The 13,161-nt window shown below is 62.4% G+C and carries 19 protein-coding genes; 7 read left to right on the plus strand and 12 right to left on the minus strand.

Annotation, left to right across the window (positions count from 1 at the left end):
* Positions 1-121: 121 nt before the first annotated feature.
* On the minus strand, positions 122-460 hold the full coding sequence (locus tag H147_RS0101330) for a DUF2794 domain-containing protein (protein WP_019953530.1): 339 nt from the start codon (positions 458-460) through the stop codon (positions 122-124).
* Positions 461-667: 207 nt separating this feature from the next.
* Positions 668-934 carry an I78 family peptidase inhibitor gene (locus H147_RS0101335; RefSeq protein ID WP_026352155.1) on the minus strand — a complete coding sequence of 89 codons (267 nt, stop codon included), beginning with the start codon at positions 932-934 and terminating at the stop codon, positions 668-670.
* Between the two features lie 100 nt (positions 935-1,034).
* Here H147_RS0101335 and H147_RS0101340 point away from each other — a divergent pair, with 100 nt between their 5' ends.
* Together H147_RS0101340 and H147_RS0101345 are read left to right on the plus strand one after the other, a co-directional pair.
* A complete protein-coding gene (locus H147_RS0101340; RefSeq protein WP_026352156.1) occupies positions 1,035-2,147 on the plus strand; it encodes an S-(hydroxymethyl)glutathione dehydrogenase/class III alcohol dehydrogenase in 1,113 nt (370 codons plus the stop codon).
* A 29-nt stretch (positions 2,148-2,176) separates the two neighbouring features.
* The gene (locus H147_RS0101345; protein WP_019953533.1) at positions 2,177-2,917 is read left to right on the plus strand and encodes an NYN domain-containing protein; all 741 of its coding nucleotides are present in this window, start codon (positions 2,177-2,179) and stop codon (positions 2,915-2,917) included.
* Here H147_RS0101345 and H147_RS0101350 read toward each other — a convergent pair.
* Both H147_RS0101350 and H147_RS0101355 read right to left on the minus strand, forming a co-directional pair.
* Entirely contained in the window at positions 2,914-3,537 is a 624-nt protein-coding gene (locus H147_RS0101350; protein ID WP_019953534.1) for a TetR/AcrR family transcriptional regulator, read from the minus strand. The two genes, H147_RS0101345 and H147_RS0101350, sit on opposite strands and share 4 nt — an antisense overlap.
* A 92-nt stretch (positions 3,538-3,629) precedes the next feature.
* Complete coding sequence (locus H147_RS0101355; RefSeq protein ID WP_019953535.1) at positions 3,630-3,812, minus strand: hypothetical protein; 183 nt, start codon at positions 3,810-3,812, stop codon at positions 3,630-3,632.
* 146 nt (positions 3,813-3,958) lie between these two features.
* Between H147_RS0101355 and mbfA the strand changes: the two genes are divergently transcribed.
* Positions 3,959-4,936 (plus strand): iron exporter MbfA, encoded by a 978-nt coding sequence (gene mbfA / locus H147_RS0101360; protein WP_019953536.1) that lies wholly within the window; start codon positions 3,959-3,961, stop codon positions 4,934-4,936.
* Here the strand turns inward: mbfA and H147_RS0101365 are convergent.
* The 5 genes from H147_RS0101365 to H147_RS0101385 all read right to left on the minus strand — a co-directional run bounded on the left by H147_RS0101365 (position 4,876) and on the right by H147_RS0101385 (position 9,616).
* Positions 4,876-5,511 carry a GNAT family N-acetyltransferase gene (locus tag H147_RS0101365; protein ID WP_019953537.1) on the minus strand — a complete coding sequence of 212 codons (636 nt, stop codon included), beginning with the start codon at positions 5,509-5,511 and terminating at the stop codon, positions 4,876-4,878. The genes mbfA and H147_RS0101365 overlap by 61 nt on opposite strands.
* Entirely contained in the window at positions 5,508-7,592 is a 2,085-nt protein-coding gene (locus tag H147_RS0101370; protein WP_019953538.1) for a molybdenum cofactor synthesis domain-containing protein, read from the minus strand. Before H147_RS0101370 ends, H147_RS0101365 begins: the two co-directional genes overlap by 4 nt.
* Entirely contained in the window at positions 7,592-8,083 is a 492-nt protein-coding gene (mobB, locus tag H147_RS0101375; RefSeq protein WP_019953539.1) for a molybdopterin-guanine dinucleotide biosynthesis protein B, read from the minus strand. Before mobB ends, H147_RS0101370 begins: the two co-directional genes overlap by 1 nt.
* Positions 8,080-8,661, minus strand: coding sequence for a molybdenum cofactor guanylyltransferase MobA (gene mobA / locus H147_RS0101380; protein ID WP_019953540.1), 582 nt, complete (start codon positions 8,659-8,661; stop codon positions 8,080-8,082). Before mobA ends, mobB begins: the two co-directional genes overlap by 4 nt.
* Positions 8,662-8,734: 73 nt before the next feature.
* Positions 8,735-9,616, minus strand: coding sequence for a formate dehydrogenase accessory sulfurtransferase FdhD (locus H147_RS0101385; protein WP_019953541.1), 882 nt, complete (start codon positions 9,614-9,616; stop codon positions 8,735-8,737).
* A 60-nt stretch (positions 9,617-9,676) separates the two neighbouring features.
* Between H147_RS0101385 and H147_RS0101390 the strand changes: the two genes are divergently transcribed.
* Positions 9,677-10,399 (plus strand): AzlC family ABC transporter permease, encoded by a 723-nt coding sequence (locus H147_RS0101390; protein WP_019953542.1) that lies wholly within the window; start codon positions 9,677-9,679, stop codon positions 10,397-10,399.
* On the plus strand, positions 10,396-10,731 hold the full coding sequence (locus H147_RS0101395; protein ID WP_019953543.1) for a branched-chain amino acid transport AzlD family protein: 336 nt from the start codon (positions 10,396-10,398) through the stop codon (positions 10,729-10,731). The genes H147_RS0101390 and H147_RS0101395 overlap by 4 nt, the downstream gene beginning before the upstream one ends.
* Here the strand turns inward: H147_RS0101395 and H147_RS0101400 are convergent.
* From H147_RS0101400 to H147_RS0101410, 3 genes are all read right to left on the minus strand, one after another.
* A complete protein-coding gene (locus H147_RS0101400; protein WP_019953544.1) occupies positions 10,721-11,329 on the minus strand; it encodes a hypothetical protein in 609 nt (202 codons plus the stop codon). The genes H147_RS0101395 and H147_RS0101400 overlap by 11 nt on opposite strands.
* Before the next feature lie 6 nt (positions 11,330-11,335).
* On the minus strand, positions 11,336-11,476 hold the full coding sequence (locus H147_RS20455) for an aa3-type cytochrome c oxidase subunit IV (RefSeq protein WP_019953545.1): 141 nt from the start codon (positions 11,474-11,476) through the stop codon (positions 11,336-11,338).
* Positions 11,477-11,563: 87 nt separating this feature from the next.
* Positions 11,564-12,025: an Lrp/AsnC family transcriptional regulator gene (locus H147_RS0101410; RefSeq protein ID WP_019953546.1), complete on the minus strand. Its 462-nt coding sequence runs from the start codon at positions 12,023-12,025 to the stop codon at positions 11,564-11,566.
* Between the two features lie 105 nt (positions 12,026-12,130).
* Between H147_RS0101410 and H147_RS0101415 the strand changes: the two genes are divergently transcribed.
* Entirely contained in the window at positions 12,131-12,370 is a 240-nt protein-coding gene (locus H147_RS0101415) for a DUF6356 family protein (protein ID WP_019953547.1), read from the plus strand.
* Complete coding sequence (locus H147_RS19200) at positions 12,370-13,155, plus strand: class II glutamine amidotransferase (protein ID WP_019953548.1); 786 nt, start codon at positions 12,370-12,372, stop codon at positions 13,153-13,155. The genes H147_RS0101415 and H147_RS19200 overlap by 1 nt, the downstream gene beginning before the upstream one ends.
* Positions 13,156-13,161 lie beyond the last annotated feature (6 nt).

Raw genomic sequence — 13,161 nt, forward strand, 5'->3', positions numbered from 1 at the left:
CACGGACCTTTCAAAGCAGTTGATCGGGCTTGCCTGCAAGGGGGACAGGCTGGCTGGACACATGCCGATATTCCCGCTGGCGGGTCCGAATGTCAATCCGAGTTTTTTAGTCAGGTATAAATTATTTGTCGACCAGCCGGATCAGCTTGCGTTCGAGCACCTGCAACACGGCCTTGAGATCGTTGCCGCGTTTGAGCACCTGCCCGTCCATGCCGATCACCGCATATTGCCCTTGGCGCAGCCGCAAGCGCGGATGCTTTTCGATCCGATAAAGTGGGTTTTCCGCCGTGCGCCGGAAGATCGAAAAGACCGCCATGTCACGTAGGTTGGAAATGCCATAGTCGCGCCATTCACCGGCCGCGACCATGCGTCCGTAAAGCCCCAGAATCAGCCCAAGCTCAGTGCGTTGAAAAGCGACCTGCGCGGGCGCGTGGAAAGGTGAGGGTGTCTGAATGGTCATCCTGAATGTTCACCCCGTCCGCTTTGGAAATCAAGCCGCGTTACAATACGGCCATCGTTCTGCCGTAATTATACCGCCGGAATGCCCCGACAGCAGCCCAATTGGAACACATGTCGCCGCAATAGTTAATGCATAGCGAAATGCTACCTCGATGTCGCGGCCAACAGCCCCCACCCAGTTCGCGGCATCGAGGACTTTGCTCTTCAGTCAGCCACACGTGATATCTGCGATGATCTCCTGATCGCTGATCATGAAATTGATCCGCTCCGGGCGGTAGTCCATTGTCACAATCGTGTCTGGTCGGACAAGCCTCACGACGTCCATGATCAGCACCCGTTCAAGGGCCGTCGCCGGTTGCCCGACCAGGTAGGTGTAGGCGCCAGCGCCGCAGGTGTCGGGCAGCGATGGCGCGCTGGTCGTGTCGTCCACGGTTGCACAGGCCGCAAGGACCACAAGGGGGATCAGGTAGCGCATGGTCGGAGTTTCCCTGTCATTGCAATCCTTGGCAAGTGTGAGGTTGAAATCCCTGCCGGTTTCGCAGATCAACATGGCACAACAGCACGGAGAGGTCGACATGCGCACAAGAGCAGCAGTGGCAATGGCAGCAGGGCAGCCGTTGCAGGTGATGGAAGTCAATCTCGAAGGCCCCCGCGCGGGTGAGGTCCTGGTCGAGATCAAGGCAACAGGTATTTGTCACACCGACGAATTCACCCGGTCCGGTGCAGACCCCGAAGGTATGTTTCCAGCGATCCTTGGCCATGAAGGCGCGGGCGTCGTCATCGAGGTGGGCGAAGGTGTGACATCCTTGCAGCCGGGCGATCACGTCATCCCGCTTTACACGCCCGAATGTCGCGAATGCGAATATTGCCTGAACCCGAAAACCAACCTGTGTCAGTCGATCCGCACGACCCAAGGCAAAGGCGTCATGCCCGACGGCACCAGCCGGTTTTCCATGCTCGATGGCACGCCGATCCTGCATTACATGGGCTGTTCGACATTCGCCAACCACACGGTCCTGCCGGAAATCGCGCTTGCCAAGGTCCGCAAGGACGCGCCCTTCGACAAGATCTGCTATATCGGCTGCGGTGTCACCACGGGTATCGGCGCTGTGATCAACACCGCCAAGGTCGAAATCGGCAGCCGTGCCATTGTGTTCGGTCTGGGCGGCATCGGGTTGAACGTGATCCAGGGCCTGCGTCTGGCGGGGGCCGACCAGATCGTCGGCGTGGACCTCAACGAGAGCAAGATCGAGATGGCGACACGTTTCGGGATGACCGATTTCGTGAACCCGTCGAAAGTATCGGGCGATCTGGTCGCGCATCTGGTCGCGCTGACCAAAGGCGGGGCCGATTACACGTTCGACGCCACCGGCAATGTCGGCGTGATGCGTACAGCACTTGAATCCGCGCACAAAGGCTGGGGCGAAAGCATCATCATCGGGGTGGCGCCTGCGGGTGCCGAAATCTCGACCCGGCCGTTCCAGCTGGTGACAGGGCGCAGCTGGCGGGGCACCGCGTTCGGCGGCGCGCGGGGCCGCACGGATGTGCCAAAGATCGTCGACTGGTACATCCAGGGCAAGATCGAGATTGATCCGATGATCACCCACAAACTGAGCCTTGACGACATCAACCATGGCTTTGATCTGATGCACGAAGGCAAAAGCATCCGCGCGGTCGTCGAATTTTAAGCCGCATGAGCAGCACAGAAAGGGCAGACATGGCCAAGGATCGTATGTTGTTGGCCGTGTTGATCGACGCGGACAACATCCCCGCCAAATACGCAGGCCCGATCCTGCGCGAGGTCACGACCTATGGCGAACCGGCCCTGCGCCGCGTCTATGGCGACTGGTCCAGCCCCGCCTTGGGTGGCTGGAAGAAAGAGGTCATGGACCTGGGGTTGGTCGCCAATCAGGAAACAGCCAATACCCGCGGCAAGAACGCCAGCGACATCGGGCTGGTGATCGACGCGATGGATATCCTGCATTCGGGGCGGTTCGACGGGTTCGTGCTGGTCAGCTCCGACAGCGATTTCACCGCGCTTGCCAACCGGCTGCGTGAAAACGGTGTCGTCGTGATCGGGATCGGTGAAGGCAAGGCGCCCGTCAGCCTGCGCAACGTCTGCAACCGGTTCATCCTGATCGAAAACCTTGTGGATCAGGACAAGGACCAGCCGGTCGCGGCCAAGGGGGCCGCCGCAAGACCCGCGCCTGCCAGCGCACCACCGCGCAACCCGCCGTCTGCTGCGATCCCGATGGTGATCAAGGCGATGGACAGCATCGACGCCGAAGGTGAATGGTATTCGTTGGGTCAGCTGGGCCAGTATATCACGCGCGCCGCACCCGATTTCGACCCGCGTACCTATGGCAGCGCGAAACTGTCCGATCTGTTGGTCAAATCAGGCCGGTTCGAGGTCCGCAAAGGCCAAGGCAACCATCTTGAAGCCCGCAGGCTGGATTAGCGTTTGACCCCGTAACGGGCCATGAACATTTCCACCGCGCCGTTGATCGTGCGGTCCTTGTCGGCCCGTGTGATCGGGTCGGACATGCTGAAAATCATGCGCGGGAACAGGTCGGCCTTGCACAATTCGTGAAACTGGTCGGCGGCCAACAGCACATCGTCGATCTGCAATTCGCCCCTGTCCATCGCCATGCGGAAGAAATCGGCAAGGCGTTCGCGGATCAGCATCGGTCCGCTTTCATAAAACTCCCGGGCCAGTTCGGGGAACCGTTCGCTTTCGCCGACACAGATGCGAAACACGCGGGTCCCGAATTCGGAGGTGATGAAATCCACCATCTCGGTCGCGATCCGGTGCAGCACCTGCGCTGTCGGCGCGTTAAAGTCGATGGTTTCGATCGCGTGCTGGGTCTGGCGGTGACAGGCGGTTTTCGCGACCTGCATGAACAGGAACTTCTTGTCGGGAAAATAGCTGTACAGCGTCGCCTTTGACACACCCGCAGCTCGCGCAATGTCATCGACAGATGCGCCCTCATAGCCGTCAGACATGAAAACCTGACGCGCGCCTTCCAGAACCTGATCGAATTTGCGGCCCTTCTTCGGCTCTATCGCACCATCTGGCATTGTAGTCTCCCCTTGTGTGCTATCATAAACCGAGCAGTTCACTTCGGGCAAGGCGATAACGCCAGATGGCGATGCGTGTCTTGACCCCTGCCTTACTTGGCAGGTGCCGCGCAGGTATCAACCAGCGGGGTGACCAGGCCGCCACAAGATTGCGCGACGTCAGGCACGGGCGCGGGTGGATAGGTCAGCGTGGGCAAGCTGAACGAAACCGAAAATGCGGTGGCAGGGGCGGCGAAGGCGGCGCAAAGCGCGAAAGCAAGGATCAGGCGGGTCATGGGTCATCTCCTGTGGTGTGTTTGATTATCTACTAAACAGTTCAGTTTACTTTTCAAGATAAAAATGAACCGGGTAGTTCACTATTGTTGCTTGTCAGATCTCATGAAGTGTTTAGATTAGAATCATTCTAATTCGAGGGCCTCAGATGATTCCGGGTTTTGCCGAACGCCGCCGCTTTAACGATTTGTCGGAACAGGAAATTCTGGCACTCGCAATTTCGTCCGAAGAAGATGATGCGCGGATCTACAGGTCCTACGCCGATAAACTGCGCGCGGAGTATCCCGCATCGGCGGGCGTCTTTGACGGCATGGCCGCTGAAGAGAACGAACATCGCCGTCGCCTGATCGACCTGCATATCGCGCGATTCGGGGACGTCATTCCCCTGATCCGCCGCGAACATGTTGCAGGTTTTTATGCCCGTCGTCCGGTCTGGCTGGTCGAAAACCTGAGCCTTGAGCGCATCCGCGACGAAGCGGCACGGATGGAACGCGACGCCCAGCGGTTTTATGAACTTGCCGCGGCCAAGGCGCGCGATGCGGCCACCCGCAAACTGCTGGGCGATCTGGCCGCAGCAGAGGCCGGACATTCCGACAAGGCCGCAACCTTGACCGCCACATATCTGGATGACGATGTCAGGTCGACAGAGGAATCCGCCGCTTATCGGCAATTCGTGCTGACATGGGTGCAACCGGGGCTGGCGGGGTTGATGGATGGCTCTGTCTCCACACTCGCGCCCATTTTCGCGGTCGCCTTCGCGACGCAGGACACATGGACGACATTCCTTGTCGGACTGGCAGCGTCGGTCGGCGCGGGGATCTCGATGGGATTCACCGAGGCTGCGTCGGACGACGGAAAGATCTCGGGCCGGGGGTCGCCCTATAAACGCGGGCTGGCGGCAGGTGTGATGACGACGCTCGGCGGGTTGGGTCATGCGCTGCCCTACCTGATCGCGGATTTCTGGACCGCGACCACCGTCTCGCTGATCGTCGTCGTCGTCGAGCTGTGGGCGATCGCGTGGATTCAGAACAAATACATGCAAACGCCATGGGGGCGGGCGATCTTTCAGGTGGTTCTGGGCGGTGCCTTGGTCTTTGCAGCAGGCGTGCTGATCGGGTCGGGATAGATGTCGCGCACCATGGTCGTGGCGGCATTGAAGCCAAAAACATGCCGCCAGAGCCCCAGTTTATGCGTCTGCATTTCGACGAAGCCTTGGTGCAGATATAGCGCCCGCGCCCGCGGATTCGTGTCGATCACGTCCAGACGCACCTGCCGGTAGCCACGCGTCTTGGCCTCTGCCGTGATCGCGTTCAGCAGCGCGGTGCCCACGCCGCGCCCGCGATATTCGGGGGCCACGAAAATCCCGTCCATCAGGAAACGGTCATTGTCGGTGTCCCGTTCCAGCGCCGACAAAAGGCCCATCCGCACCGCCGCGCCGACATAGCCGTAAACCCGCCGCAGGTCGGTGAAACTACCACTGACCAGCGCGCCGTGATGCGTCTTGAAACCGGCGACGCCCAGCAAACGGCCATTCAGATCATGTGCGCAGATGCCGTGATCAGACCGCAGGACCTGCGTGATAAACACAAGCGCGCGGTATTTCGGCCCCATGACGAAACCCAGCTTTTCGCCGAACGCCTCCCAGTAGAGCGCGGCGACTTCGGCACGGTTCGCATCGGGAATGCCGACGGTGATCTTCATGTGTAGCTACCAAACGGGATATAGGTGACAGGATCGCCGGGAGAGATATTCATCGCCGCGTCCGGCAGAACCACCAGCCCTTCGGCCCATGCCAACCCGCTGACCCGGCCTGATCCTTCGGAGGCAAAGACCTCGGCCTTGCCGTCCCTGATGCGCGCGCGCAGGTATTCGCGCCGCCCTGCCTTTTTGGACTTGGCAAAGGCGGCGGGCACCATGAACCCCTGCGGTTCCGGCCAGTCGCCGCCGGCCATCAGGGCCAGTGCCGGATGCGCAAAGACCAGCGCACAGACCATCGCTGCGACCGGATTGCCGGGCAGGCCAAGCACCGGCCTGCCGCCCCAAACGCCCATGGCAAGCGGCCGCCCCGGTTTCATCGCCACCCGCCAAAGTGCGAGTGTCCCGGTGCCCGCCAGCATTGCGGACATATGATCCTCATCCCCCGCAGAGGCCCCGCCCGAGGTCAGGATCACGTCGCAGGTCGCGGCCCCCTGATCGAGGATTGCGCGCAAGGCGTCGCGGTCATCGGGCGCGCGGCCCAGATCGACAGCATCGTGGCCCCATTGCCGCACGAGGGCGGTCAGCATCGGGCGGTTGGCATCGAAAATCTGTCCCTCTGCGGCCTGACTGCCCGGTTCGCGCAATTCATCGCCTGTGGACAAAATGCCAACCCGCAGGGGGCGATAGACGTGGACCGTTCCGATACCAACCGCCGCGCACATGCCCAGATCGGCGGGCGTCAGCCTGCGCCCTTGCCGTGCGATGGTCTGGCCTGCGGTCATATCCTCGCCCGCCGCGCGCGCGTTGGCGCCGCGTTTCAGCGGGCCTTGAAAGGTGATGGCGGTGTCCGTCGCCTGCACGTCTTCCTGCATCACGACAGTATCCACGCCCAGCGGCAGGATCGCGCCGGTCAGGATGCGAATGGCGTGGCCTGCAGGGACGGTGCCGGCGAATGGCTGGCCAGCGGCGGCGCGCCCTTGCACCAGCGTCAAGGATTGCGTGCCGGTGCCTGCCGGTCCGGCGAAGCCATAGCCGTCAACAGCCGCATTGGGGCTGGGAGGATGCGCGCGCAAGGCGGTGGCATCCTGCGCCAGATACCGCCCTGATGCATCCGCCAGCGGCCGGGTTTCAACCTCGGCCACAGGGCGCAGATGGTGACGCAGGTGGGCCAGCGCCTGATCCACCGGCGTCCAATGCACCCCTTGCGGGAGGGCAAAGCAATCGTTGCGCAGAACGGGCGCACGGGCCGCCTGTTCCAGCAGCGGCACATGGCCGAGCCCGAGGATCGACCCTTCGGCATTTGCGGGCACGGCAAGCATGCGCGCCAGATCGTCAGGTGCCAGCGCCGAGAGCGCGCGCGCCAGAACCCGCACCTGATGCGCGTCCTTGATCGCATCCGGCGGGCAGGTCGCGGCGATGGTCTTGGCGATAAGCGAGGGCCAGACCTCGACCAGCGCAATCGGCGGCGTCAGCGGTTCGAACGGCCAGACGGCAAACTCTGCACCAAAGCGGTGCCGCAGCCGCGCCAGCACGGGCAGCCCCATGATGACCTGACTGCCGACAGCCCCCGCGCCAGAGAGTTGCCAGACCGGAAAGGCCCCCTTGGCATTTTGTTCGGCGGTGCGTTTTTCGGGCATCCCGTGCCCGTGCCGCGCCAGCCCCTTGCGCGGCAGGTCGGGAATGTCGCGGGCCAGCCCGTTGCCCCAGAACGGCCCGATCCCGGGGAAAAGCGCGTTGATCCGGCCCGCCAGATCGAAACGGTTGTTGGCGTTGGGGCTGTCCTGCACGCGCGCGGCGAACCAGTCCCAGATCGCAAAAGGATCGTCCGATCCGGTCAGCACCTTCCCGAACCCCGCCGGATAGCCGAAGGCGAAATCGAACCCCGCCAGCACGCGCCGTCCGGCATTGCGTTCCGTCGTCAGGAAGTGCGTGATCCAGTCCTCGGCCAGTTGGCGGTTGCGGTGATAGACGGGGTCCTCGGCCACGCCTGCGCGGGCCACACCTGTCCAGATCGCGTCTTTCTTGGGGCTGGCGCCGCGGTCATTGCCGCCTGACCAATCGACGATCAGCACAGTGTCCCACATCAAAGGCCAACCTCGGACAGGATGAAATCGGCGATGGCGCGGGTGTCGTTGAGATCGAAAGCAGGCCGGTCGAGTGTCAGGGGAGTGTCGCTGGCCACCGCGCGCACGGTCGGGTCGTCAGGTGCTATCAGCGGGTTGCCGGTGGCGGCGCGGAAGGCTTCGACCTTGGGGTGGGCGTCGCGTTTGTAGCCTTCGACAAGCACCAGATCGACGGGCGACAACAGGCGCAAGAGATCGGCAAGCGGTGGTTCATCCGCACCGCGCAATTCGGTCATTAGCGCCCAGCGGTCGCCCGAGGCCAGCAAGACCTGGCTAGCCCCCGCCTGCCGGTGGCGAAAGGAATCCTTGCCCGGCTGGTCCACGTCGAACGTGTGGTGTGCGTGTTTCAGGGTCGAAACGCTGAACCCGCGTGCCGTGATGTCACTTACCAGCCGTTCCATCAGCCCGGTCTTGCCTGCGTTCTTGTAACCGACGATGCCGTAGACCTTCATAGCATCGCCTGCGCGCGGGCCAGATCATCGGGCGTGTTGACGTTGAAAAAGGCCAGATCATCGGGGAATTCCGCCGTGCCCGCGCCATGCCTTTCGGTCCAGAGCACGACCTTGCGCAGCCCGTCCTGCAAGGCCGCGCGCAGGTCATCGCGCAGCGCGACAGGCCAGAGACCGAAGGTCGGCTGCCTGCCACCCGGGCTTGCCGCCAGCGCGAGCCCCATATCGCCGCCCGCCAGTTGCAGGCGCGGCACCAGATCGCAAGGCAGGAACGGCGTGTCGGCGGCGGCGGTGACGATATGGGTGGCCCCCTGCGCCGCCGCCCAGTCGAGACCGGCCAGCACGCCCGACAAAGGCCCGGCGAAGCCTGCGACGCTGTCCGCGATCACGGGCAGGCCGAGGTCTGCGAAACGGACCGGATCGCCGTTTGCATTCAGCGCAAGCCCGGCGACTTGCGGGTGCAGCCGGTCGATCACGGACCCGAGGATCGTGCCGGAGCCCAGGGGTAAAAGCCCTTTGTCGCCGCCGCCCATGCGCCTGGCCAGGCCACCCGCAAGGATCACCCCCAAAGGCGCGTTCACCGCGCCACCTGCATATGGTGATGGTTTGGGAGCCTCCGGCGGGAGTATTTTTGGAAATAAGAAGCGCGACGAATCATGGTGCGGCCTTGCGCCCCATGCGCGCGGGTTCATCCGGGATCAGGCTGGGATCGGCGTCGCGGATCAGGCGGTGTTCGCCCGCCAGACAGACGAAGCGCTGGCCTTTCATCCGCCCGATCAGTGTCAACCCGACCTGTTGCGCGATTTCTACCCCCCATGCGGTGAAGCCCGAGCGCGAGGCCAGCGCGGGAATGCCCATGAGCGCGGTCTTGATCACCATTTCGGAGGTGAGCCTGCCGGTGGTGTAGAGCAGCTTGTCACCTGCTGTCACGCCGTGGTGCAGCATCCAGCCTGCGATCTTGTCGACGGCGTTGTGGCGGCCCACATCCTCCATATAGACGAGCGGTCGGTCGCCTTGGCAGAGCACCGTGCCGTGGATGGCGCCCGCCTCGAGGTAGAGCGAGGGCGTCCGGTTGATCGTGGCGGCGAGCGCATAGAGGTCCGAGGTGCGCAGGGCCATGTCGGGCAGGGTGACATCGGCCAGCCCTTCCATCATGTCGCCAAAGACGGTGCCTATTGCGCAGCCACTGGTGCGGGTTTTCTTGCGCAGCTTATCTTCATAGGTCGTCTGCGATGCGGTGCGCACGACCACGGTTTCTAATTCCTCGTCATGGTCGATGCCGGTCACGGTGTCGTCGTCGCGCAGCATCCCCTGATTGCGCAGGAACCCCAGCGCGAGATATTGCGGGTAATCGCCGATCGTCATGGCGGTGACGATTTCCTGAGCGTTCAGGTAAATTGTCAGCGGCCGTTCCTCGATCACGCGCAGGGCGATGGGCGCGCCTGTCTGGTCGGTGCCGGTGACGGCGCGCGTCAGCCGGTCGGCAGCCGGGTCAGGCGCGATCAGATAGGACGAGAGATCATCAAGCCGTGCCAATTGTCATTTCCATTCTGCGGGTTTAAGCCTGCCGCACCACAGCCAAGCTAGGCCAAAGCCATGACAACTTCTACCGTCAAAGCACCTGCGAAATCCGCCTATTGGGCGGGTGTTCGCGACGGCAGCCCGTTCATTCTGATGGCCGTGCCGTTCGCCACGCTGTTTGGCGTGGTGGCGACCGATGCCGGGCTGACGGTGGCGCAGGCGATGGGGTTCACCGTGCTGGTCATCGCGGGGGCTGCGCAATTCGCCGCCGTACAGATGATGATGGAAGATGCGGGCATCGCCTTTGTGCTGCTGGCGGCACTGGCCGTCAATCTGCGGATGGCGATGTATTCGGCGTCGCTTGTGCCCTATCTGGGGGCGGCGCCTTTGTGGAAACGCGCATTGGTGGCCTATCTGAATTTCGACCAGACCTATATCACCTCGGTCGCCCGCTACGAGGCGCGCCCCGAGATGAGTGTGCAGGACCGTGTGTCCTATTTCCTTGGTGTGGCGACCCCGATCACGCCACTTTGGTTTATCATGACGCTGGTCGGGATCATGGTCGGGTCCGCCATCCCCGAGGCTTGGGCGCTTGATTTCATCGTGCCGATCATGTTCCTCGCGATGGTGTCGCCGATGCTGAAATCGTTGGCCCATGTGGCGGCGGCGGCTGTGTCGATGATCGTGGCGCTGGCCTTGGTCGGCCTGCCGTCCGGCACCGGATTGCTGATCGCGGCGGGGGCGGCAATGGTGACTGGTGCGCTGGTCGAAACCTGGATCGAAAGGCGCAAGGCATGACCTATTCCACATTCGAAATCTGGCTGATCATCGCGATTCTCGGGGTTGGGACCTTCCTGATCCGGTTTTCGTTTCTGGGGCTGATCGGGGACAGGCCGATGCCGCCCATTGTGCTGAAGCTTCTGCGGTTCACGCCGGTGGCGGTGTTGCCGGGGATGGTGGCACCGCTTGTGCTGTGGCCTGCGGCGACAGGTGGCGTGCCGGACCCCGCGCGAATGATCGCGGCCATCGTGACCGTGGCTGTCGGAATCCGGACACGCAGCGCGATCTGGGGGATCGGCGCGGGGATCGGCACATTGTATCTGGCGCTGTGGGTGTTCGCTATTCGGTGAGGGCGGCGTTGATCCGGGCTGCTGCGACGGCCTTGTCGTCGGTGTCGTCTTCGCGGTATTCGCGGGTTTCGACGCCGGGCAGTTTCGCGAAATCATCCGACAGGCGGTTCGGCCACCACGTCTGGCTGATCCCATCAAAGCCCGGCAATTGGCCCAACAACCGCGAGGTCGCGCGCGCGCAATGCGCTTGCGGCACGGCACCATTCGCCAGTGCCAGTTGCAGCGCGCGTTCGGCAACCTCGGGCGAAACCGGCACCTTTTGGCCGACGACATAATAGGTCACGCGGGCGTGGTAGCTGACGTAGAACCGTTCCAGTTCCGGGGTCACGCCGAACAATACGTCGTTGCGTTCGGGCATCCGGTTTTGCACGAAAGACCCTGCCGGATCGAACATCACACGCTGGCTTGCGTTGATCAGCAGCGAGGAATGGGCCCCGTTGCCGGACCCGTTATTCTTCATCGTGTAAAGCGTCAGGTAGCTGTTGTCGGGGTCGCGGAAGATGGCGCGCGACACGACATCTTCGGAGGCCCAGATTTCTTGGCCTGCACAGGCAGACAGCGCCAAAGGCGCACCGATCAGGAAAAAACGACGCTGCACGCGAAATCAGGCGTTCACGAGGGCCAGAAAGATCAACAGGCCGATGCAGATGGCGGCACCTTTGGCGGACATGCTGACAAACCCGTTAAAGGTCTTTTCCTGTTCGGAGATGTCCATCTTGCCATGCTCGTGGTCGTTATTGGCCATCGTCGGCTCCTTCGTTGGTGATTTGGTCTCGCTTAACCGATTTGCATGTGCCTGTCACCCGGTCAGATGGTCACTTTTTGTCATAGGCTATAAGGGGACCGCTGTTGTTTCCTTGATCTCTTCCATCACGAAACTGGCGGAGATGTCGGACACGGAAATACGCGCGGTCAGCCGTTTGTAGAACGCGTCATAGGCAGGCACATCGGCCACGCGCACGCGCAGCACGTAATCCAGATCGCCTGTCATCCGGTAGGCGCCCACGACCTCGGGCAGGCTGCGCAGGGCGGTCTGGAATTTGTCCATCCATTGCGCGTCATGCGCATTGGTGCGGATCAGGACCATCGCCATCAGCGGCACGCCGACCTTGGCGGCATCGACCAGAGCAACGCGGGCGCGGATCACGCCCGCCGCTTCCAGCGCCTTGATCCGCCGCCAGCAGGCATTGCGCGACAGATGCACGGCGGCGCTGACGTCATCGACCGACAGGCTGGCGTCGGTTTGCAGCAATTGCAGGATACGGCGGTCTGTTTCGTCGATGATATTTGCCATGCTCGGGATGATATCCCAATAAATTCTTATAACACAGCTATTTTTGGGACCGGATTCGGCATGACCTTGGCTAGGGTGGTCGAAATGCCACCAACAGAGGTTCCAATGTCAGATACATCCCAGGATTCCACCCGCAGCAATCTGGTCGCCACATTGTTCCTCGATCATCCGGCCAGCGTGAACGAAACCTATTTCGGACACATGCGCTTTGCCTTGGGGTTCGCGTTCTGGCTGGGGGTTGCTGCGGCTGCCGCGCTAATCCACGCCTTCATCCCCGCGCTGTGCGAGACGACGGCCAGCCGCATTCTCAAGCGGTTGCACGCCCGGATCACGGACCGGCACTGATGTGTCGCATCGCCGCCTATACTGGGCCGGCCATTCCGCTGGAAAACATCATCGTGCGGCCACGCCATTCGCTGCTGACGCAAAGCCAGCACGCGAACGAGGCCAAGCTGGCTGTGAATGGTGACGGTTTCGGGATCAGTTGGTATGGGCAGGATGACCGGCCCGGTCTTTACCGGGACGTGCTGCCCGCATGGGCGGATGACAACCTGACCAACCTCTGCCGGATGGTGCGGTCACATCTGTTCATCGCGCATATCCGCGCCTCGACCGTGGGCGAGACGAGCCGCGCGAATTGCCATCCTTTCGCGCTGGGCCGCTGGTCGTTCTGCCACAACGGCCAGATCCCCCATTTCGGCCAGATCAAGCGGCGGATGATGGCTGCGCTGCCGGATGCCCTGTTCGATGCACGGCGCGGCACCACCGACAGCGAGATGATCTTTCTGACGCTGCAGGCGCATGGGCTGGACACCGATCCGGCCGCCGCCATCGCAGCAACCTTGCGCGATATCGGGCCCGAGGGAGACAATGGGCCGGTCAAGTTGACCTGCGTGTTTTCGGACGGGCAATCGCTTTTTGCGTTCCGGCATGCATCAAGCGGTTCCAGCCCGACGCTGTACCTGTCCGGCGTGCTGGACAACGGTGGCCGTGCTGTTGCGTCAGAGCCACTTTGCGGCGTGACCGAACGCTGGACCGCTTTGCCCTGCAACCAGCTTTGCAGGATATCCACAGAGGGTCTGCAAACCCAGGAGGTCGGATTGCGCATGGCAGAGCCTGCGGTTGTCTGATGCCGG

The sequence above is a fragment of the Yoonia vestfoldensis DSM 16212 genome, from assembly GCF_000382265.1.
In the GTDB taxonomy this organism is placed as follows: domain Bacteria; phylum Pseudomonadota; class Alphaproteobacteria; order Rhodobacterales; family Rhodobacteraceae; genus Yoonia; species Yoonia vestfoldensis.

Coding starts and splice junctions, on each gene's coding strand:
- H147_RS0101330 (WP_019953530.1), bottom strand. CDS start 460: ATGACCATTCAGACACCCTCACCTTTCCACGCGCCCGCGCAGGTCGCT.
- H147_RS0101335 (WP_026352155.1), bottom strand. CDS start 934: ATGCGCTACCTGATCCCCCTTGTGGTCCTTGCGGCCTGTGCAACCGTG.
- H147_RS0101340 (WP_026352156.1), top strand. CDS start 1,035: ATGCGCACAAGAGCAGCAGTGGCAATGGCAGCAGGGCAGCCGTTGCAG.
- H147_RS0101345 (WP_019953533.1), top strand. CDS start 2,177: ATGGCCAAGGATCGTATGTTGTTGGCCGTGTTGATCGACGCGGACAAC.
- H147_RS0101350 (WP_019953534.1), bottom strand. CDS start 3,537: ATGCCAGATGGTGCGATAGAGCCGAAGAAGGGCCGCAAATTCGATCAG.
- H147_RS0101355 (WP_019953535.1), bottom strand. CDS start 3,812: ATGACCCGCCTGATCCTTGCTTTCGCGCTTTGCGCCGCCTTCGCCGCC.
- mbfA (WP_019953536.1), top strand. CDS start 3,959: ATGATTCCGGGTTTTGCCGAACGCCGCCGCTTTAACGATTTGTCGGAA.
- H147_RS0101365 (WP_019953537.1), bottom strand. CDS start 5,511: ATGAAGATCACCGTCGGCATTCCCGATGCGAACCGTGCCGAAGTCGCC.
- H147_RS0101370 (WP_019953538.1), bottom strand. CDS start 7,592: ATGTGGGACACTGTGCTGATCGTCGATTGGTCAGGCGGCAATGACCGC.
- mobB (WP_019953539.1), bottom strand. CDS start 8,083: ATGAAGGTCTACGGCATCGTCGGTTACAAGAACGCAGGCAAGACCGGG.
- H147_RS0101390 (WP_019953542.1), top strand. CDS start 9,677: ATGACAACTTCTACCGTCAAAGCACCTGCGAAATCCGCCTATTGGGCG.
- H147_RS0101395 (WP_019953543.1), top strand. CDS start 10,396: ATGACCTATTCCACATTCGAAATCTGGCTGATCATCGCGATTCTCGGG.
- H147_RS20455 (WP_019953545.1), bottom strand. CDS start 11,476: ATGGCCAATAACGACCACGAGCATGGCAAGATGGACATCTCCGAACAG.
- H147_RS0101410 (WP_019953546.1), bottom strand. CDS start 12,025: ATGGCAAATATCATCGACGAAACAGACCGCCGTATCCTGCAATTGCTG.
- H147_RS0101415 (WP_019953547.1), top strand. CDS start 12,131: ATGTCAGATACATCCCAGGATTCCACCCGCAGCAATCTGGTCGCCACA.
- H147_RS19200 (WP_019953548.1), top strand. CDS start 12,370: ATGTGTCGCATCGCCGCCTATACTGGGCCGGCCATTCCGCTGGAAAAC.